Genomic DNA, 21,835 nt, shown 5'->3' on the forward strand with positions numbered 1-21,835 from the left:
GGCGGGAAAAACTTTAGGAGATATGTATAATCTACTACTGTTCTCTCTACTTTCCAAAAGCATTGAGAGGATGAGAGGCAGCTGTAAATTAAAATACTGGCTTTTATTGCTAGAATAAAAGCCAGTATTTCCCCGGAGAAAAAGAGGAGTATTATCTATTATAATTCAGCAAAATCCAATTGGCATTTAACACATACTGGTCTGGATCAGCCGGATTTTTAAAGACTAAATATAGAGGCCCTTTGATTGTCGTAGGTTCCAGAGAAATGTCATAATATTTCTTAGCAGCTTTTTTGGGGTGAGAATACCCCAGTTTCGCCTGTCCTAATAACTTTCCATCTATTGATCCTTGCCTGACCTCTACAGAACCTGCATAATTATAGTCCGCATTGTATGCTGCTGCCAATTGAATGCTCTCCAGGTTTTTGAAACTTACGCCTTCAAACTTCAGAAAAGTATTATGTGCAATAGAGCCGACGAGTCTTGCTCCCTGGCTATTCCATACTCCCAAATCTTCACTTTTTTCATCTGCATCTTCAGCTTCCAATTTCGGAAGGGTAAAGATGATTTGCTGACTACTGGCGAGTGTACTTTGTGCTACTTTTTCATTTCCCTCATCCAGATAGGAAGCCATTAGTATGTACTTTCCTCCTGCCTTATTTCCTTTATATTCTTTAAAAGAAAGGCTACCAGAAAGAGGCATTTTATTGTCGGCATCCTTTTCTTCCGGACGAAGCGAGAAGATATAGTCAATGATTTTACCAACCTCTTCGACCTCTAATTGGGGATGAGCCGCCATCATGGTTTCCCCCCAAATGCCTGAACTTCCTTTAATAACCCTCCCAATCAGGGTGTTTTTATCCTCTCTTGTGTATTTAGAAGCAATATCCTCATAAGAAGGGCCATTTACTTTCAGCTTTTCAGCATGGCAGGCTTTACAGTCAGAGTTTTCGATCAATAATTTCCCCTCTGGTTGAGTAGTTTGTTGATGCCCTATGGTGGCCATGACAATATCTTCCCCTTCCGGCAGATAGGTGAAGCTTACCTTCACTTTGTCAGGATCTATGCTTCCATCCTCGGTCGAACCATCTTCCCGGTCCTTGACAACTACCTTATAATCAATCTTTCGTCCATCCCAGTAAATATTATCCTCAACTTCCATTTCTATCCTTAATTCCGGCGCTTCATTTCCTACCAGAATTTTATGGGTGGTATTCGCATGTCCTCCATCCGGATCTTCAACTCTTAGCTTGACTGTATAGATGCCTTCTTTTTGGAAGGTAAAGGAAGGATTTTCCTCTGTGGACTGCACCTCATCCGAATCGAAGGACCACTGATAGGCAAGTTTATCCCGATCAAAATCAATAGAACTTTCAGCCGAAAACTGCACGCTCAATGGAAGAGCCCCGACTTCTTTATCTGCCTCAATTTTGGCTATAGGAGTTCGGTTTCCTTTGATGTAGCTGATTTGGCTTAAACGGGCATCCAGATTTTGGGAATTCCATTTTTGTCCGTACTCAAGCACATATAGGTTCCCATCAGAACCAAAGATCATATCCATAGGATGTGAGAATTCTGTTTCCGGCATAAAAGCTTCAGCTTTTACATATTGATGATTTTCATCCATTGTTACCACATACACCCAGTCCCGCATCCATTCATAGACAAAGAGCTTATCTTCGAAATAGTCCGGAAATCCTTCTGCATAATCAGCCGCATGAAAAACTGGCCCAGCCATGGGATTTACCCCTCCTTTGCCCAACCAGGGAAATTCATCGGAAGAGTCATATGAAAACCAGATCATAGATTCCTGTGCGGGAGGGAGTTCCTGAATTCCGGTATTATTGGGGGAGTCGTTGATGAGTTTTTGGGGATTAAATTTCTCCCCGGCGGTAGAACTGGCGAATTGATAATCATTATAGCGTTGATTATTGCCACGGGTGTAGGGCCAGCCCCAGAATCCGGCTGCTCTGGCCTGGTTAAATTCGCCCATGCCTTTGGGGCCTCTATCCGGATCGGTTTCTCCTGCATCTGGTCCTACATCTCCCCAATATAAATATCCGGTTTTGCTATCGATAGAAGGACGGAAAGGATTTCTACATCCCATCACGAATATCTCCGGACGCGTATTGGGAGTTCCGGGGGCGAAAAGGTTACCTTCTGGAATAGAATAGCTACCATCATCTTCCGGTTTTATTCTAAGAATTTTTCCTCTCAGATCATTGGTATTGGCAGCTGACTTTTGTGCATCCCAAAGTGCTCTGCCCGCTCTTTCATCGATGGGGGCATAACCGGAGGATTCAAAAGGATTGGTATTATCTCCCAATCCAATATATAAGGTGCCATCCGGGCCAAATTCGAGTGCTCCTCCACTATGACAACATTTTCTGATAGTAGGAACCGAAATGAGCAGTTTTTCGGAGGAAGCATAAAGCGAATCATCGATCAGATCAAAGCGGGAAATATGCTGAATGGGCTCATCACCGGGTGCAGAATAAAAAAGATACACCCAATTGTTCTTTTCGTAGTTCGGATCAACTGCCAATCCTAATAATCCATCCTCATTTCCATAAAAGATGGGCAAAGAGGCAATCTTTCTCGTCTGGCCTTCTTTGAAATCGTACAATTTCATATCCCCTCTTCTCTCAACAAATAAAATTCCTCTACCTGGGAGTTCGTCGAGCTCCATGGGTTCGGTGAGGTTGAAATCCAGAATCTCTTTATGAAAGCGGCTTTCTTCGGGAACTTGCTGCGTGCTTGCCAATTGGTAGTTGAGTGGCTTCTCTCCAATAGCTGCAGTTAGTTTTTTCCCTAAAGCTTCCATTTCCGGCGAAAGCTGTGAGCTTTCCTTTTGCATATGATCCGCATACCATCTCCACTCATTTTCGACTTTGGGAGCCGCATTCATTCCTAATACACCGCCTCCTGCCTGGGCAAATCTTTCTACCTCTGCTCTTTGTACATCATTTAATACTTCTCCGCTGGTATGAAGAAATACAAGGGCCGAATAGGATTTGAGGGAATCTTCGGTGAATACATCTGCTTCTTCACGAAAATCAAGGAGCATTTCTTGTGCATCTGCCAGGTTTTTGATGGCAGTCCTAGCGGCATCCACTTCAACCGTCTTGCTTTCGCTTGCTTGAGAAAATAACAGGAGCTTTTGCGGTTTCTGTTCACAAGCCAGAAAAAAAGTACAAAAGAAAATTATCAGGAGGGGTTTTAACCGTTGATTCATAGTAGTAGTATAGAGTATATACTAATATGGCTAAAATTCTTCAATGACTGCTAAAAATACGGGCCTATTTATTTCAAAATTCGGTAGGCTCTGGCAGCATATTGTAGTAATTTTCGCAAAGCCCAATTAATGCTTTCCTATGAGAACTTCTTTTACCCTTCTTTTGCTTGGTTTCTTTTCCCTTTCAATAGCCCAATCCAATAGAATTTTTCTGGATGAAGCCTATGAGGATTGGAACAATATCACAGAGCTTGTAAGTGATCCTATTGGGGATCAGGGAAGTTCGAACGTGGATTTTGGGAAGCTTTGGATGAGTAATGATGATGAATTTCTCTTTTTCCGGATAGAAGTAGGGCCGGAAATCAATCTTCAGGATGGGAATGAAGTCAAACTTTATATAGATACGGATAATAACAGCAATACGGGTCTATCCAGCGGAGGCATAGGAGCTGATTTGGTGTATCATTTTGGCGGGCGAAATGGAGATTTTTTCATCAACGGAAATGCTGTAAATATCGGACATGCAGACATCTTTCTGGTTACTTCTCCAACCGTTACTTCCAGCCAATTTGAGATCGCAATTGCCAGAAATAAGCAGATACAGGGACAAAATCTTTTCAGTGGAAATGAGATCAAAGTCCTGTTTAAAAACAACATATTGGGAGCAGATCAAATACCCGATGCTTCCGGCGGACTCAGTTATACATTTTCTAGCGAAAATCCCGACCCTTTGCCTGCCTATTCTATAGATAAAATGGATCCTGCTCATCTTCGGATTTTATCCTATAATGTATTGCGCGATGACCTGTTTGCTCAGGATAAGCAGGTATATTATTCCCGCATTTTGCAAGCCATTGAACCGGATTTGATCGGCTTTCAGGAAATCTATCAAAACGGTTCTTCTCAAACCGCCTCCAAGGTGGCATCTTTTCTTTCCAATAGTCCCAGTCAATGGTATCATGCAAAAGTAGATCCGGATGTAATTGCCCTTAGTCGTTACCCCATTATTTCCAGCTATAGCATTGCACCGGGAGGAAATGGCGCATTTTTGATTGATATGGATCCTTTCGAGCTTCTTTTAATTGTGGCTCATCCTCCTTGTTGTGGCAATGACAATGGTAGACAAGCAGAAATAGATGGAATTATGGCCTTTATCCGGGATGCAAAAAACGGAACGGGTCCCATAAGCCTGGCGAACAATAGTCCGATCATTATAGCTGGAGATATGAATCTGGTGGGATTGAATGAACAACTAGAAACCTTATTAACAGGTGATATTTCTAATCAGGCAGTTTACGGAAATGATTTCGATCCGGATTGGGACAACTCTCCTCTTGAAGATGCGAAACCTCCCATTACCGATCTACCACTTAGCATGACCTGGTACAATGAAGGTAGTTCCTTTAGTCCGGGCAGATTGGATTATATCGTGTATTCGGGTTCGGTGATCAATCTGGAGAATAGTTATACCCTTTTTACTCCCGCTTTGAGCCAAGCAGATTTGAATACCTACAACCTTCAGGCAGATGATGTAGTCAGGGCTTCCGACCACTTACCCTTGGTAGCTGATTTTCAATTGGGAAATAGCACCTCCATTGATCCCTCCTCCGGCAATTCCTTCAAGCTCAAAATCACGCCTAATCCTGTAAAAGGGACTGCGCGAATCACTTACTCCCTTCCCCAAAGTTCCAGGGTCCAACTGAAGATATTCAATAGCATAGGGCAGGAGATTATGATATTGGAGGATCGTGCGTTGGGGATAGGGGAATACTCAACTAAATTGAGGAAAGGTCGCCTTCCAGCCGGGAGTTATTATTGCCAACTGATTACGGATTATGGAGTTGCTGTTGAAAAATTGGTGGTGCCTGAGTGATTTATATGATTCTACGGCTTAGTCAGGTGATCCAAATGACTATATTAGGAGTAAAAATGCTATGAAACTCCTGCATCCAGCTTTATTTCCTTTGACTTTGAGTCTGTTGATGAGTCTCCCAGGCTGTCAGGATGCTCCTACTCAAGTCACCGATGCTTCGGATGAGCTTAGTGTGATTGCTTATTATGCTGGAAATCCTCAGAAAGCAAATCAGTTTCCGGTTGAAAAATTGGATCAGATTATTCACAGCTTTTTACATTTAGAAGGAAACAGATTGGTTCTTGAAGATGCGAACGACAGCATAGGAATCGCCAATCTGGTTGGCCTAAAAAAACGTAATCCCAAACTAAAAGTCCTGATTTCTTTGGGAGGCTGGGGCGGATGCGAGAGCTGTTCGGAGGTATTTTCAGAGGCATCAGCCCGGGAAGAATTTGCCCAGTCAGTTCTGGATATTCTTACTCAGTTTGATGCGGACGGGATAGATCTTGATTGGGAATATCCCGGTATATCGGGTTATCCCGGACATGCGTTCAAAGCAGAAGACAAGCAAAATTTCACCTTTCTGGTGGAAGCATTGAGAAATAAACTGGGAGACTCATATATCATCAGTTTTGCTGCAGGAGGATTTGATGCATTTTTCACCAAATCTGTCGAATGGGAAAAAGTTATGCCGCTTTTGGATGGAGTAAATATCATGACCTATGATCTCGTTAGCGGGGGCAGCCCCCGAACGGGTCATCATAGCGCGCTATACTCCACAAAAGAGCAAAGCCGATCCACGGATTATGCCGTCAACTTTCTGGATTCTTTGGGGGTTCCCAGAGAAAAAATGGTCATAGGTGCTGCTTTTTATGCTCGGGTTTGGGAAGAGGTGGAAAATATTAAGCAGGGCTTATATCAGGGAGGTAAATTCAAAGAATCCGTAACCTATCGGCGTTTGGATGAATATTTTGAAACAAATCCCGGATTTGAACTATACTGGGATGAAGAAGCTCAGGCTCCCTATGCTTATAATGCAGATAGTATGTGGTTTGCCACTTTTGACGATTCCCTTTCTGTAGCACGAAAAGCTCAATATGCTCAAGAAAAGAAACTGGGAGGCATCATGTTCTGGCAATTGGCGGGAGATAAAACAAGCAAAGGTTTATTGGATGTGATAGATAAAACAAAGCGGGAATTCTAAGAAAATCATTCTTGCCAAAACTTCTATAGCGAATTTTGGTAAGGGTGGCTAAGGTGAAAAGTAAAGCTCCTGCTCGCGGATGCTTGCAGGAGGCTGTATATTACTTAGTAAAATGTGTATTAGCTTCTCTCTCAGATTATGTTATCTGGTTTAGTCCTTGATTTGGCCCCATTTGGGATCTGTATCCCAACCTGGTCCAGAGGTAAGTTGAATTTGTGCCTTCCCATCTCTTTTCATAACGTATATATCGAAATTCCCTGCCCGATCACTTGTAAAGGCAATACGGTTCCCACTGGGGGACCAGCTAGGATAAAACTCAACTCCCGGGGTATTGGTAAGGCGTGTCTGGCCGGAACCATCCGCATTCATCACGTAAATTTCATTGTTGCCATCTCGATTGCTAACGAAAGCTATCCGATTGCCTTTAGGCGACCAGGAGGCATTCCCATCATAAGAAGAATTGTCTGTAAGCTTAGTCAGGTTAGCTCCATTAGCATCCATCACATAAACTTCTCCATCTCCATCTCTATCGCTGTCAAAGATAACTTTGCTTCCATCAGGAGACCAGGAGGGGAATTGATCATTTGCCGGGTTGTTGCTAATATTGGTTTGAGCCGTACCGTTGATATTCATTCGATAAATCTCATTATTTCCATCTCGATCGCTAATAAAAACTATTTGCGAATTATCGGGAGAAAGCTCTGAGAAACGGTCTCCTGCTCCATTATTGGAAAGATTAGTTGCTCCACTTCCATCAGTATTCATCAAGTAGATTTCCTGATTAAAGTCAGGTGCGCGATCCGAGGTAAAAGTGATGAGTTGGCCATCAGATGACAGTTTTGGCCAACCATTATAGAAAGGGGCTTCCGTAATTTGAGTTTCCTGTGTACCGTTTGATTTAATCAGGTAGACTTCAAATCTTCCCGTACGGTCACTAACAAAACTGATTACCTGCCCTTCAGGAACTACAGGATTAAGAACTTTTGCAGAAGCAACATTTGGGCCTTGCATCACTTCTGAAGACAGTAATGAATCGTTCGAACAACTCATCAAAAAAAGAAATAAGCATAAAATTGATACTGAAATAGATAGATCTCTCATATTCTAAGATTTTAAATATTAGGTCGTTAATGGCTAAAACAGGTGAGAGAAGAAGTCAGGAATACGTCATGGAACTAGGTTTAAATGGTAGGTCCTCAAATTAAGGCATACCGTCTCGTAAAAAGTTAATATAAATATTTTAGTTGAAGGAGCAGCTACTCTAGGCAAGAAAGATGATTTTAAAGCCTGAGTTATAGCCGAATATACGATTGGGATTTTTCTCTTGTCTTGGGGGGAACAGAGGAGACAAATTGGAGCTATTAAGCTAGTCTTAAGGATTAGGTAGAACTAGCAGAGAAACGAGAGGTTCATTAACGTAGTAATTGCTTTTACCAAGTTTTGCCTTTAATAGTAATCCATCCTTGGCCAAAGTATTAAGATAATTTGCTGCGGTAATTCTGCTTACCCCTGACTCTGCTTCTACAAATTCAATTTTAGTATAGGGGTGTTCGAATAAGTTATTCAAGAGTCCATGACTATAAGGTTTATAATTTGAATTTTGTAGTTCTGCATGAGATCCCTAATTGTTTTAATCAATTCCATGCTTTGAAGAGAGGGTGTATTTAATAAAATGTTTTGGTTTGGAATGCTTTGAACAATTCCTTTTAGTTCAGCCAAAACCCTATGCGCAGCAGCTAAAGCTTTAAGTACCTTCCTTGTTTCAATTTCTTCTTGACAGAGCAATAAACCCGCTTGCCAATTTATTCTTCTTTCTTATACTAATAGAAATAAAGTACTGTTTATAAACAGTGCTAGTATCTTTGATGCAAAGGATGAAGGAATTCTTAGTGATCAAAAATATCCTCCGAAAAACTTTCTGGTCCTACAAATTTCCTCAAATACACCTTATTCTCTTTTTTTCTGGACATCATTCGTTCTCTTAGTCCCTCAATTTGAAACTGGCTTTCATGGCACATCATAGCAGAAATAGCGGTTTCGAAGTCTTCATCCGTATAGGAAATCTGAGTTCTCATATAATCATCATATACTCCTCTAAGTTTTTTGGATTCTTCATCTTGAATTTTACTGCTCGGACTTCCATAGAAAAACAAGGATTGTGGTTTCTCCCATTTTTGGGAAAGGAACACACTCGTTACTGTTGCGCCAATTAAGCGATGATCCATGTGATTTGATCCTCCATCAGGCCCCCAGCTAATAAGCACGTCAGGTTTTAAATCCTTAATTAGTTGATGTACTTCAAGAATAAGTTTCTTTGCATGGGGCATGTGTCCATCATAGCCCTCGGCTGCTTTAAGTTGGTCATGATAATCCAGGTGAATTAATTCAACGCCCAATTTTTCAGCCGAACACTTCATTTCTTCCTTTCGGATAGCAACCAGACCCTCTCCTGCCTCTAAACCAGAAAAGTCATTTACGCCCAATCTCCCATCCGTAGCGATCAGCAGATATACCTTTACCCCTTCTCTGACATAGCGAGCCAAGATAGGAGCAATAGTGGATTCGTCATCTGGATGGGCAAAAATCGCCATTATTACTTTGCCCTTAAGATCAGTGGAAGGATTTGAACCTTGGCTTTTGTCGCTAGGAGACTGACAAGCCGTTAACAGAAGCAGCAAGAGAGAAAAGATGCTGATACTTTGGAGCTTGTGAAGTCCCTGGAGTTTGGAGAAAAGTAGCATAGCCGATTTAATAATATAGAGCTTGTTTTATAGGTGAATATACAGATTGGATTTGTTTCTTGTCTTGGGGGGAACAGGGGAGACAAATTGGGGATTGTTTGGACGATCCCATTTTCATAGGGCAATACACCCGCTTGCCAATCCATTTTTATGGAAATTAGGCTTTGCCGATTGTGTTACTATTGCTTACAAAGCTCTAATCGAACCATATCTCGTTTGCCAGGAATTCCATGTTCTAAAGACCTAAAAAACAACAGGCTAAATCATTGACCAACAGCCCATTAAAAGCCTACTTCAAGTAATGAGACTTATAAAGAGAGTGGGGGATTACCAGAGTGATCCTGAAGGGAGGTGAGGTACAACTAGAATTTGTCTCTTGTCGCGCGAGTGAGATAATGCGACAAATTTGCGACAGAGAATAGCCTGCGCTTAAGTACTTGGTGAACTCAACAAAGACACCAGAGATTCATTAATGTAGTAATTACTTTTTCCCAATTTGGCTTTTTTCAGAAACCCATCCTTAGCTAATTTGTTAAGGTAATTAGACGCCGTTACTCTACTTATTCCGAGATCATCTTGCAGGAATTCGATTTTTGTATAAGGGTGTTTGAACAAATTATTTAATAACTCATGGCTGTAAAATTTATAATTCTCCCTAAGGTCGAATTTATACTTTTGCATAAGCTCGCGGATAGATTTGATCAGATCTATGCTTTGTAGAGAGGTTTCTTCGACAGCCTTAATCATAAAGAGCAACCAGGATTCCCACTGACCACCATCCCTTATTCCTTGCAGGTGCTTATAATAGTCTCCTTTATTTTGGTTAATAAATCTACTATGGTAAAGTATGGGTAATTCTAAAAGCCCTGATAATACGAGATACAAAATATTTATAATTCTACCTGTCCTTCCATTGCCGTCATAAAAGGGATGAATACTTTCGAATTGGAAATGGATAATTGCCATCTTCACTAATGGATCATAATCAGTCATATCAGCGTCATTTATAAATCGTTCTAGATTCTTCATCAGAGAAAGAATTGTGTCATATTTTTGGGGAGGTTGATAAACAACTTCACCCGTTTGCTGATTTTTGAGTGTTGTACCTGGAACTTTCCTAAATCCAGCACTATTTTGTTCTAAGACAGATTGGATTGTCAGGATATGACGATCCGTCAACAATTTATGCTCGCTTACCAGATCAAATCCACGCTTTAGGGCTGCTGCATAGTTTTGGACTTCTTTCGCAGCAATAGATCTGACTTTGTTTAAATCCAATTCCGCTTTAAATAACTCATCATGCGTAGTGATTATATTCTCCACCCCAGAACTATCCTTCGCTTCTTGTAGACCAAGTGTATTTAATAAAATATTCTGGTTAGGGATGGTTTGCACTATTCCTTTTAGTTCAGCCAAAGCTCGATGAGCCGCTGGTAGAGCCTTGAGTACGGTTCTGGTTTCTATTTCGGTCTCGTAAGGTAATAATCCCGGCTGCCAATTCATTTCTCCTTCTTTTTTAGGTTTTCATGTAAAGATAATGCCATTTTCTTTACATGAAATAGTCTTCATGTAAAGATTTTTCGATTTTCTTTACACGAAACGGTTCTCATGTAAAGTTGCTTTGCATGAAAGAGAATCAACACAAGATACAATTTGAGGAATTGAGCTAAGGAAACTTGCAGAGAGTGGGGATTAACTTCGTTGATCCCGTTCGGGAGGTGAGGCACAAGCAAACAAATACCTCCTCCCTCCAATCGGGTTTTTATTCCTCTCAATTGCTTATCAAAATCCTGCCGGCTTTTGAACGCTCTTTCGGGAAATAAGAACTCCTGCTCGCTTTCGCTCGCAGGAGGTATTTCTTTGTTTGCAGAGAGTGAGGGATTCCCGGATGCATTTTTAATTACCTGATTTATAGGCGAATATACGGATTGGTTTTGTCTCTTGTCTCCGGATGGAGACAAAGGAGACAATTTGTCCATGTAAGTGTTATGAAATTCTCTAATTCGTCCACTTCAACCCTACTAGTAAAAATTAATTCGATGAATTATGTAAATTCACTAAAATTACACTCATCAAACTATTTAATTTTACCGAAATGTTTAAGTGGTTCACTGGGAAAAAGGGTAAAAATGAGAAAAAAACAAAAGAATCCATAAACCAAAATACAAGTCAAGGGAAATCATCGCAATTTATAGTGCCATCTATAAAGAAAGCGACGGAACTGGAGAAATTGGATGAAGAGAGCGCTGTAGTGGCTAATTTTCAAGAGTTCCAAGATCAAAAGAATCTTTTTATTTTGGGTGAACCAGGAATAGGGAAATCAAATTTCTTAAGAGAGTATAAAAAACACTTAGCGAAAGAAGGATATAATGCTTTTTTGGTTGAATTAAAAGATGTAAAAAGTACTCTGGGGAATTTTGCAATCAACTCATTATCACTTTTCCCAGACACCGATGATTATCTCTTACTAGATGCCCTAGATGAAGTGTCCCCTCAGAAATTCATAAACGTAGCGAAAGAGATTAAAGAACTCTTGGCACAGTTTCCTAAAATTCATCTTTGTATTTCATGCAGAACTCACCACATACTTCGTGAGGGTAAGCCTAATTTCTTTAGTGAAGTTGAGTTTACTTACATTGAGCTACAACCTTTTTCCAATCAACAAATCGAGCTTTTTTTATCTCTCACCGAAGATAATATATCAAAATTTCGAGCTAGCCCTCAATTTAAAAGTAATCATAGAAACAAAATCATTTCTATCCCAAGATATTTGACTTACATGTCAAATTTAATTGAGGAGGATGGGTTAGCCGATGTATTAGCTTTAAACAAGTGGGATCTTTTTGAAAAATTTGTTCTCTACGGGATAAAATCTGAGGAAAAGCATGAGAAGTTTGATCATTTACGGGAACTTTTTTTAATCGTCCTTGAACAATTAGCCCTCGTATTGGAGATCCATCAAACAAATAGAATTAGGAGAGAAGATGTCCCCACTTTTTTAAATGATATTCACTCCAACATGAACATTGCATTGGTATCTAGTGACAAACTTATGCATAAATTCCTTGATGGAACTTTGATAAAAGCCAACCTAGATCATCTTGAATTCCATGATACTGAAATACAAGAATTTCTCGCAGCAAGACATATTGCAAGAATGGGAAGAATAGAACAGAGTGTTTTTGATTTAGCCATAAACAATCGCTTACAGGATTTGATGCCATCATGGGAAAATGTACTTGAATTTCTTTCTATAAAAAAGCCTGAGCTTGTCCTGCCAATCATTCAATTTCTTACTGTTAAAAACCACAGCGATCCGACATCTGTCTCTAGTAGATTCCTAAGACATTTTGATTCAACGAATGAAGATTCAGAAAAGATTTTTGGAATACTATTAGATTATCACCTAGGAAAAGAATTATACTTTTATTCATCTATGACCTATGAAAATTACACTAATTATATAGCAGGTCTTTTTAATCCTAAACTATATTCAATCATCAGTAAATGGTTAGAAAATCCTGATTTGACCTATAGAAGGAAAAGTATTCTAACCAAATTAATTATAGAGCTCTTCAACTTAGATAAGCTTGGGGAAAAAGAAAAAAATGCTTGGCTAAAAATCGCAGTCGAAAACTCAATTCATCCTGTAGAAAACGAGGATATTTTACAAAATGACTCCATTAGACTAATTGAAATAGGCAACAAATTTTCATTGTTCAAAAAAGTAATCGAAACAATAACAAAAGAGGATAGAAAAAAATTATTAAGCTCTTTAGTGCTTGCTGCTCAGAACATAGACGTTCACCAAACTGAGTCAATAGATCTCTTTATTGAATATATCAAAACGAATCAATTTCATATCCACAAGCCGCTTTTAAAAGTTAAGTCTTCTAAATATGTCTTCTATTTATGGGAAAAAATTTCATCTGATCGAGATCTGATTGGAAAAATTTCTCAAGACCTGGATTATTTATCTCTCATTGAGACTTTGAAAGATGGTTGGGATGAATCTTTAAAAGAACCTATTTTTAAATTTATTAAAGAAAACTGTAAAGGCAGGATTTATAGAAATGTACAATTTACGGATTCTTTAATTAAAAGCTTAGCAGAAATTTATCCAAATTTATTTTTTGATTTAATCGATGAAATTGATGATAAATCGTTAGAAGAATCTTTTACTTCTATAGAATTGTTAGAGCCAATTTTCAAACTAGATTATCTTCCAAGAATCCTTGAGGAGAATCTCAATTTTCAGTATCCCACTTTAATCTTTAATCTCATTTTTAGCAGTAAAGAAACAAGTGCACAGTCCCTTGCAGAGAAATATTTTCCTGAATTATTTAAAAGCCGAATCAAGAATATCATCGAATTCGAAAATGAGAACAAAAAATGGGAAAAGAAGAGGAATGAAGATTATAAAAGGCGACAAATTACTCTGAGAGATACTTTTGTGCAGCTTCTCGAATTAGAAAATCTAGATGTATTACCTTTTCTCGCACAAAACCGAGGATTGCTTGAAGAAACCATAACTAAGCAAGAATATACAAAGCTTTCAAGTATTTCGGAGAAAGTATTCGAAAGCTATGATCCTATGGACTTCGAGTTAACAGTTAAAAGGATAGATCACAGGTCCTCTAGAATTTCAACATCTAGCGTAATTGCGGTTTTTCGTAGCATTCTAATCCTAGATCAACTATTGAAGTTTGATTATTCTAAATTCAGGATTAAAATATTTAAATTTTTGCCTTTTATCATTGGTACAGACCAGATGGAAAAAGTCTTATCAATTCTAGGCACTCCATCAAGCCAGGAAATTGAAATTCTAACCACTTTTTATGAACAGGAGCGCGAAGATGATTTAAAAGAATATGGAATGAATAAGCTTATCAGTTTAGTTGAGGAACATAAAATTGTTCAACTAATTCCTATTCTTAAGAAGTTTCTAGAAGAAAACAAAGAATCATATCTAGCATCCAGAACCATAAATATTATTCACGAATTAAACTATGATCATGAATATTTTCTAGACCTATTTCAAAAATTCGAATCGACTGATTCATCATTAGCTAGCTTGATAAATGCCCATATTATTGATAAAAGCCAAGATCTAGGATCAATTAGGTGGAGACTAGACCTAATAAAGAGAGAAATAAAAATCCGTGAATATACTTTTGGAAGTGGTACTCGGATTTATAGCGGAAATGAAATAATAAAAAGAGATAGTGTTTCTATACTTCGAAACACAAGGCATCCAAATCTAAAAACAGACTACCTATCCCTACTTAAGTTTTCTTTTGAGCATTTAAGTAAAGATACAAGGTTTTTGGCTTATTGTTCAGAAGTAATTTGGCCCACAATCGATAATTATATAACAAATCTTTTCCCAACAAGGGATTTAAGTTATATATATGAAGTCGAAAGCCTTCACACCAAATTTAATGATATTCGTATACTCAGCTCCTTTAACAACTATATTTCCAAATGGAGAAGGGGTTTCGTCGACTTAATTAGTAGGCCATTAAACATAAGTGACTCCGTTAAAAGGCTAAACCAGATTAAATCTCGTCAATACCTTGATCTATCAACGTCGGAAGAATTATTCCGCCTTTTAATTAGAATTATTAACACTGAATTGAGAAACTGGGTAGAAGCAGGTGCTTATAGTTACCTAAATCGCATATCACGTAAGCAAGAGGACACTATTCAAAAAACTATAGTTCCACAACTAAAATTTCTACTCTTAAAAGAAGGTATCAGAGATATAGATATATATAGAGAAGTCGAATCAGATGATGGAAAAAGAATTGATTTATTAATTTCTTATGGAGGTATTGCACCAATAGTAGTGGAAATAAAAAGAAGAGCTAATGATGATTTAAAAGAAACGAACAGAAAGGACTATAAAACTAAGCTCGTTCATTATATGAAATCTGTTAATTCCGATAGATGTATTTACCTGATTTTTGATGACACCGGAGGAGATGAATTCTTCAAATTAATTGACCAAGTCAAAAAGGAATACGAAAAAAACATTGGAAGTGATCGTGAAATTCGTGTTTTGGGGATAGACTGCAAACCCGAATAAGAAAGAAATTTAGACAAGGTGTTTTAAATTCTGTAAATCCTATTTCCTTAAAAAATGGTTCCTCCCAAAACCTCTGCCTACTATAATATAAAGGACTTTTGAGAAAAATTCATTTATGAAAATACAATTCGGAAAAGAATATAAAAGCTTCCCAAAAGGATTCAGTTGCGAAATAAACGATTTTTCCATCATTACTGGAGAAAATGGGTCGGGTAAAACAAACTTTTTAAAGGCAATAGAAGAAGGGGTAGCCACAATCGATGGTATTACAATTGATCACTTCAAAAAGAATATTCAATATTTTAGCTATTATTCATTCAACACAAGGGGGAACCAAGACGGATACTCTTTTTATATTAGTAATGATATCCCCTTAAATTCATTATGGAACGAGTATTTGGCTTGGCAGCAGGGTAAGGAGATGAAAGATTATCAGATTGAGCATTTTCAAGAGATTGCTCAAGAATTGGATATTAATGTAAATGATTTAAAGGAGACAGATTTTAAATCTGTCCCTTTCATTAGAAATACTGATGACATAAAATTATTCGATCTGACATTTTTTGAAGATTCTGCCAGATATATACAAGATCGTGAACGAAATAAGTTTAATCACTTTTTAAATAATGAATATAATGAAACGAACCTGGTATACTCAGAGACGGAATTTTTGAAAAAATATGGAAACCCGCCATGGGATTTTATTAATGAAATGTTAGGCAAAGTTGGACTAAAGTATAGATTCAAATTACCAAGGCTGAAAGGAAATCGGAAAGTAATTTATCCAACCCTATTTGATTCTAGTATTAATCTTGAAATTGATGTCAATGACCTTTCAAGTGGGGAACAGATACTACTATCACTGGTAGCATTTATTTATAATAGAACAATATTAAATGAACTTCCAGAAGTTATTTTGTTTGATGAACCTGACGCATTATTACATCCTAGTTTCTCCAAACAATTCCTTGACTTCATTACAGGTATTTTGATCGAGGATCTCAATATCAAAGTAATATTGGCTACCCATTCTCCCGCAACAATCGCACTTTCGAATGAAGACAATATTTATGTGATCAATAAGTCCGGATCAGGGTTGCAAAAAATTGAAAAACAAACAAAGAAAGTAGCGTTCGAAATAATAACACAAAAATTTGCTTCCCTTACTATAGAAGAGGCTGAATTTGGATTATTCTATAATATTGGGAAGACAAATAAACCCATAATTTTTACTGAAGGAATAACCGATAAAATAATTTTAGAACATTCTTGGAAAGTATTATTTGGTGATGAAGATATGCCTTTTATTATTCAGGATAGCTTTGGAGTATCCTTTCTTTCCAATTTATTTCAAAGAGCTGATGATAATCAGAATGGTCTTTTCGCTCTCTATCCAAATAAGACCTTTATTGCCTTATTAGATTTCGATAAAGAAGGATATTCTTGCTGGAATGGTTTTAGAAAAAAAAGGAAGGAAGATATTACTGTCTGGAAAAACATCAACTCAGATCCATCTTTGTGTTTAGCACTTCAACACCATAATCATAAAGGGTATTTATTATTACTTCCTGTACCAGAAGAACAAAAAATCAAAAACCAAGTGATAAAATCTGGTAAACAAACCTATGAAGATAAATCGTTTTTAACTATAGAGCTTCTATTTTATGGTATTAAAAAACTTTCAAGTTATTATCGTACCGAAGGATTACCTGGGGGAGGAGAAATTATTAAATTTCAAAAATCTAAGATGAAATTTGCTAGAGAAATTGAACGAATGAAGAATCCTGAGAATTTTAGAAATTTTAGGCCCTTATTTGAGAAACTCATAGAGTTAGCAGGCGCAAACTAATATTGACTAATCAAGATTTGATCCTCATCCTTAATTCCTCAACCCCCATTGTCTCAATTCCCCTGTGCAGCATCCGATGACAATTCGCACATACCAAAGCTAAATCTTCCAATCTGGTAACCGTCCCATATTCCAGACTAGCCAGCGGAACCCGATGATGACATTCTATATACCCTTTCCCTAGTTCCCCATAAACCTGATAAAAGTCAAAGGTACATGCCTCACAAGCTAGGCGACCCTCTTTTTTCAGAACAGATTCTTTTTTCTTTCGACTTATCTTGGAATCGCGTTCTCGGTATTTATGGAGTTTGTAAATGACCTGGCCTTCTTTAACTGTGAAGTTTTCTTCATCCTCATCCGGCTGAATCTTGTAGATCTGTTCATTCAAATCAGAATCTGATACAATTTGTTTTACCTTTTGTGCGAGTAGTGATAGCTCTTGTTTTTCCTGGCTGAATTCTTCAAATACCGATTTGTCAAGTTTACTATAAGCTTCCATGCCTTTTCCATGATAATCAGGATCAATTGCCAGGAAATTGCTCATTTTGAGACTTACTCCATTCGGGTTGCGGAATTTTTCTGTATCGGGTCGGGCACTGTGAATGGGGAGCTTATTTAGGGTTTCTGAAAGTTGAATGATTTCAGGGTTTCGTGCATGGATTTGACCGGGTTCTATACGGAAGTAAAGCTCTAATGCAAGGATGATTTCGTCGCGGTGCCATTTGGGGTTACGCATCGGGAATTATTGGAAGCCATTAAGAAATCATATATGATATGAGTATTCTTTATCTATTGTTCTACTTTATCCCCATTGCCCCACAATATCGGTACCGATACACCATCTAAATCCTCAAGATCTATTCGATTTCGACCAAGTTTAAATGCAAAATCAAAATCTCGGCCACTGCCAACAGCATCATAAAAACCGGCAGCAAAATCAATTGCACTTTCGTCGTCAATTTTATGAGACATCCCTACTACATATGGAATATGCTGAGCAATAGCTTTTGCCTGAGTCTCAGAATAACAGGCATTAAGAACTACACACTTAACTTTATCCTTGAATAATTCAAATAAACCTGTTAGTGCTTTTGGGCTAATAGAGCTTAATTGATTTTGCTTGTCCTCTACTTGAAGGCCTTCATGTTGAATGCCACTTCCAGAAAAATGAACAATCATAGGTTCATTATCTAATATGGCTCTACTGATATCTTTAGCTCTTATAGCTGATACCTCAATTAAAGTAAACCCTTCACGTTCCTTTGCAAGTTTTAAACTTTCTCGAATTTCTCTTATTTCTTTAGCCATTTGCGTTCTTCCCCCTTTTGTAGGAGATGATGATAATATCAAGATCTTATGTTTTAGCTCTTTTACTTGAACCGATTCCACAACTGTTTTGACGACATGTTTCTTTCGGGGAGGCTTTTCTTTTTCTCTCTCTTCTCTAGCTTTTTCTCTCTCTTCCCTTGGGAGATAACCATCTAATAGACTACTTACAGGAAAATGCTTATGTAGTTTTGTACTGTAGTATGTTTCTATTTTATCTTGTTCAAGGATTAGTAATTCTTCAAAATTGACAAGAATATTGCCATCTTCATCAAGTGGTATATATCTCCTAACTTCGATTCCCTCTAGTATTTTATGAATCTGGCGAAAATACCGTCTAATTATCTGCAAAAGTCCTCTCTTATTTCCCGTGCCAGTTACTTGAATATATATTTTCCGATCTCCCGGATCAGAACGGATTAATGCCTCACAAGATTCGTCATGAATAATCACTCCATTCCTCCAAAAGTTTTTCCCTTTAATAATATCATGTACGTTGGTTATAAAACGACTAATTACTATATCAGGGAGTACATCGTAATGGTATTCGAAGCGAAGTAACTCTGATGGCTTATGCTCCCATTTTATCTTGGAGGGGCGATCTACAGGAAAAGCTCCAGGCACAAAGAATTTTCCTGGAGAATTAGTCAGCTCAAAACTTAATTGAAATCTAGCCATTATCTCGGTTATAAATTGCCACTCTTTTTTTGTAGGGTAGGATTCTGAATCCAGCAATTCGCCTACCTGAGTCTGAGTCAAAACACCTTTTTTTGCTATAAGGGTCTGGGAGGTAATGACTTTGTAGACACCTTTTGTTACCCATTCAGGATTCAAAACTTGAGTGTCAGCCAAGGTTTGCTTATCATCATCTCTAAAATTGAGCATCACACCCAGATCATGCAAGAATCGGATAAGTCGATCTTTCTGATAATTAGGCATATTTGGATATAAATTCTTGCACAGTTTTTCATAATCTGGGTAAGAAATGTATTCCAAATTAGTTTTCTCCAGTTCAGTTTTTATGGCAAGATCTCCACTAAGCATATAATCGTTGACATGCTTCATGTTCTTGAGGCGGAGAGCCTGGCGTATCAAGGATTTTAATTGTTCTATTCCCTTTGCATCTTTTGCAGATGTTTCTACAAAATCAACTATATTAGGATATTTGTCTTTTAGGCTTCCTCTTCCGATATCCATCTTATGAACTTCAGATTTATTTATGGCAACGATTATGGGAATCTCATTTCCAGCATATGATCTAATCAGTTTTAGCCAGTATTCTAATTCTGTATCTCCATGCATATCTTCCATCCTTGGATTAATCACGAGGACATAAATAGATCTACGAGTCATAAAGAACTTATGTGTAGCATGCATAATCTCCTGCCCACCGAAATCCCATATATTCAACCGAATATTATGATTTCCTCTTCGAATCTTCCATTTGACGATATCTATTCCTTCTGTTATCGATTCACTAGAATTATACCGGATTCCTCTTAGACATTTTATTAGAGAAGTTTTTCCAACTCCACCTGAACCAATGAAGATAAGCTTTGCTTCGTGAAGAGGAAGAGCTTTCTTTAAGCTTATTTCTTTCTGAATCTTTAACAAATAGTCAATTAACTCCTGTGGTTCATTTTCAAAAATTTCTTCAGCAAGTCCAAAATCATTCCCTTTTAGATTAAGACCAGAGTTTCTTTTTTCGCCAGCATACAAATTGGGTCTTAATTTCTTTAGTTCTCTAAAACTTTCAGGAATTTCGTTCAAGCTATTAGATGAAAGATCAATTGACCGAAGATTTTGCAACTTGCTTATATAATCAGGTATTTTTTTTATTTGATTACGCGCAAGATTTAACGTATGTAGTGAAGGTAAATTCTGTATGGAATCTGGAAAATCTTTTAGTAGATTATCATCAATACCAAGCCATTCTAGGGCACAAAAATCTTTAAAAAAGTCTGGAATATTATCTAATTGATTACCAGATATATGTAACCACTTTAAATTCCTTAGACCTCCCACAAAGTCAGGAATAGTCTTTAAATTATTTACTGCTAAATTTAACTCTTCTAAAGAAGTAAGGTTCGAGATAAAATCGGGAACCTTGCCAAGCTTGTTTCCTGATAAAGTTAGTTTTCTTAGTTTTTTTAGAGTTCCAAGCTTATGTGGGAATTCCATTTTCTTGCAATTCCATAAAATCAATTCTTCTAATTTGGGTAGTTCATCCAATCCTATAGGGATCTGTGATAATCCTGTTGATGAGATATCTAGTTGTTTTAGATTTCTAAGTTTTTTGATTTTGAGATCAAACTTATTGATTCTATTATCTCTTATATTTAAATACTCAAGGAGATTAAGTTTGCCTAAAAAATCAGGAATCCTGGTTAAATTATTATGTGAAATATCTAAAACCTTCAATGAATTTAACTCTCCAATAAATTCTGGAACTTCACCTATCTTTGTCTCTCTAAGATTGAGGTTCTCAATAGATTCTAATTTTATAAATGATTTAGGAATATGGCTAATAGGGTTACGTGAAATGTCTAAATATTTGATAGAAGATAATTCTCCTATAAAACCCGGAATCTTAGTTAATGAACAACCTGATAGGGTGAAATATTCAAGGAATTTTAATTTGGCTATAAATTCTGGAATTTCTTGAATAGGGTTATCATACGAAATAATTGTTTTAATTTGATGAAGATATTTTATCGGTAATGGGATTTCATTAAAATTGTTATATGAAATATTAATAAATTCCAGAAGGGACAGATTCACAAAAGATTTGGGTAAGCTATTTAGCTTATTATTGGAAATGTCAAAGTGAGTAAGTGAAGTTAAATTTCCTAATTCCTCTGGAATTTCTCTTAATTGGTTTGAGGATAGGCTTAGCTGCTGTAGTGATTTAAAATTAATTTTAGTGCTAGGAATCTCAACAATTTTGTTATTTCCTAAATCAACTTCTTTAAGAAATTTGAGCTTACCTAAAGTTGGGAACTCTTCTATTTCATTTGATTTCAAATTAAGAATTTCAAGTGATTCCAGATGTTGAATATCAGCATTAACTTCATTAATATAGTTTCGATAGGAATAATTCCAGGCCAATCCATTATCGTTAATAGGCCCAAGGTTTAATTCCTTTAACCAATGTAACTCAAAGACACTCTTAGGAATATTTTTTAACCCTAAACCTGATAAATCTAAAATATCACTTTGATTCTTTTTACAGACTGAAATACGAGAAAAAACTTCTTCTTGTAATTTCTGGGTATTTTTCATGTTATTCATATGATTAATGAACTGGCCGCTTTAGATAGTTATTTTACAATTCATTTTATTGACTGATTGTGGGATTAGCATTAATACTCGAATAATTATGTTTAAACCCCATACTTTGGAATGCTCGCCCATCAGCAAGCCAATCAATCGCTCATTTTTCGCAATAATCCATTCACAACCTAAACCTACTTATCCAGCCTTTAGGTAATTTAGTCCTTCTTCCCTTATACCTGATTTTTTGACCTAAATACCTAGAAA

Annotated in this window: 10 protein-coding genes; 4 read left to right on the forward strand and 6 right to left on the reverse strand. The window is 37.2% G+C overall.

Going from position 1 to position 21,835, the window contains the following annotated elements:
* Positions 1-151: 151 nt before the first annotated feature.
* Positions 152-3,235 (reverse strand): PQQ-dependent sugar dehydrogenase, encoded by a 3,084-nt coding sequence (locus R8P61_22460; protein MDW3649852.1) that lies wholly within the window; start codon positions 3,233-3,235, stop codon positions 152-154.
* A gap of 139 nt (positions 3,236-3,374) precedes the next feature.
* On the opposite strand from R8P61_22460, the gene R8P61_22465 reads away from it, so the two are divergent.
* Positions 3,375-5,108 (forward strand): endonuclease/exonuclease/phosphatase family protein, encoded by a 1,734-nt coding sequence (locus R8P61_22465; GenBank protein MDW3649853.1) that lies wholly within the window; start codon positions 3,375-3,377, stop codon positions 5,106-5,108.
* Between the two features lie 61 nt (positions 5,109-5,169).
* Entirely contained in the window at positions 5,170-6,291 is a 1,122-nt protein-coding gene (locus R8P61_22470) for a glycoside hydrolase family 18 protein (protein ID MDW3649854.1), read from the forward strand.
* A gap of 150 nt (positions 6,292-6,441) precedes the next feature.
* Here R8P61_22470 and R8P61_22475 read toward each other — a convergent pair whose 3' ends face one another.
* The 3 genes from R8P61_22475 to R8P61_22485 all read right to left on the reverse strand — a co-directional run bounded on the left by R8P61_22475 (position 6,442) and on the right by R8P61_22485 (position 10,535).
* Entirely contained in the window at positions 6,442-7,341 is a 900-nt protein-coding gene (locus R8P61_22475; protein MDW3649855.1) for a DUF5050 domain-containing protein, read from the reverse strand.
* An 836-nt stretch (positions 7,342-8,177) separates the two neighbouring features.
* The gene (locus tag R8P61_22480; protein ID MDW3649856.1) at positions 8,178-9,032 is read right to left on the reverse strand and encodes a PIG-L family deacetylase; all 855 of its coding nucleotides are present in this window, start codon (positions 9,030-9,032) and stop codon (positions 8,178-8,180) included.
* A gap of 429 nt (positions 9,033-9,461) precedes the next feature.
* A complete protein-coding gene (locus tag R8P61_22485) occupies positions 9,462-10,535 on the reverse strand; it encodes a Fic family protein (protein MDW3649857.1) in 1,074 nt (357 codons plus the stop codon).
* Positions 10,536-11,127: 592 nt separating this feature from the next.
* Between R8P61_22485 and R8P61_22490 the strand changes: the two genes are divergently transcribed.
* Together R8P61_22490 and R8P61_22495 are read left to right on the forward strand one after the other, a co-directional pair.
* Positions 11,128-15,120, forward strand: a complete 3,993-nt coding sequence (locus R8P61_22490; GenBank protein MDW3649858.1) for a hypothetical protein — start codon at positions 11,128-11,130, stop codon at positions 15,118-15,120.
* A 115-nt stretch (positions 15,121-15,235) separates the two neighbouring features.
* Complete coding sequence (locus R8P61_22495) at positions 15,236-16,969, forward strand: AAA family ATPase (GenBank protein MDW3649859.1); 1,734 nt, start codon at positions 15,236-15,238, stop codon at positions 16,967-16,969.
* A gap of 10 nt (positions 16,970-16,979) precedes the next feature.
* On the opposite strand, the gene R8P61_22500 is transcribed toward R8P61_22495, so the two are convergent.
* Together R8P61_22500 and R8P61_22505 are read right to left on the reverse strand one after the other, a co-directional pair.
* Positions 16,980-17,705, reverse strand: coding sequence for an HNH endonuclease (locus R8P61_22500; GenBank protein MDW3649860.1), 726 nt, complete (start codon positions 17,703-17,705; stop codon positions 16,980-16,982).
* 53 nt (positions 17,706-17,758) lie between these two features.
* The gene (locus tag R8P61_22505; protein MDW3649861.1) at positions 17,759-21,577 is read right to left on the reverse strand and encodes a leucine-rich repeat domain-containing protein; all 3,819 of its coding nucleotides are present in this window, start codon (positions 21,575-21,577) and stop codon (positions 17,759-17,761) included.
* Between the last annotated feature and the right edge of the window lie 258 nt (positions 21,578-21,835).

It is taken from the genome of Bacteroidia bacterium (assembly GCA_033391075.1).
Taxonomy (GTDB): domain Bacteria; phylum Bacteroidota; class Bacteroidia; order J057; family J057; genus JAWPMV01.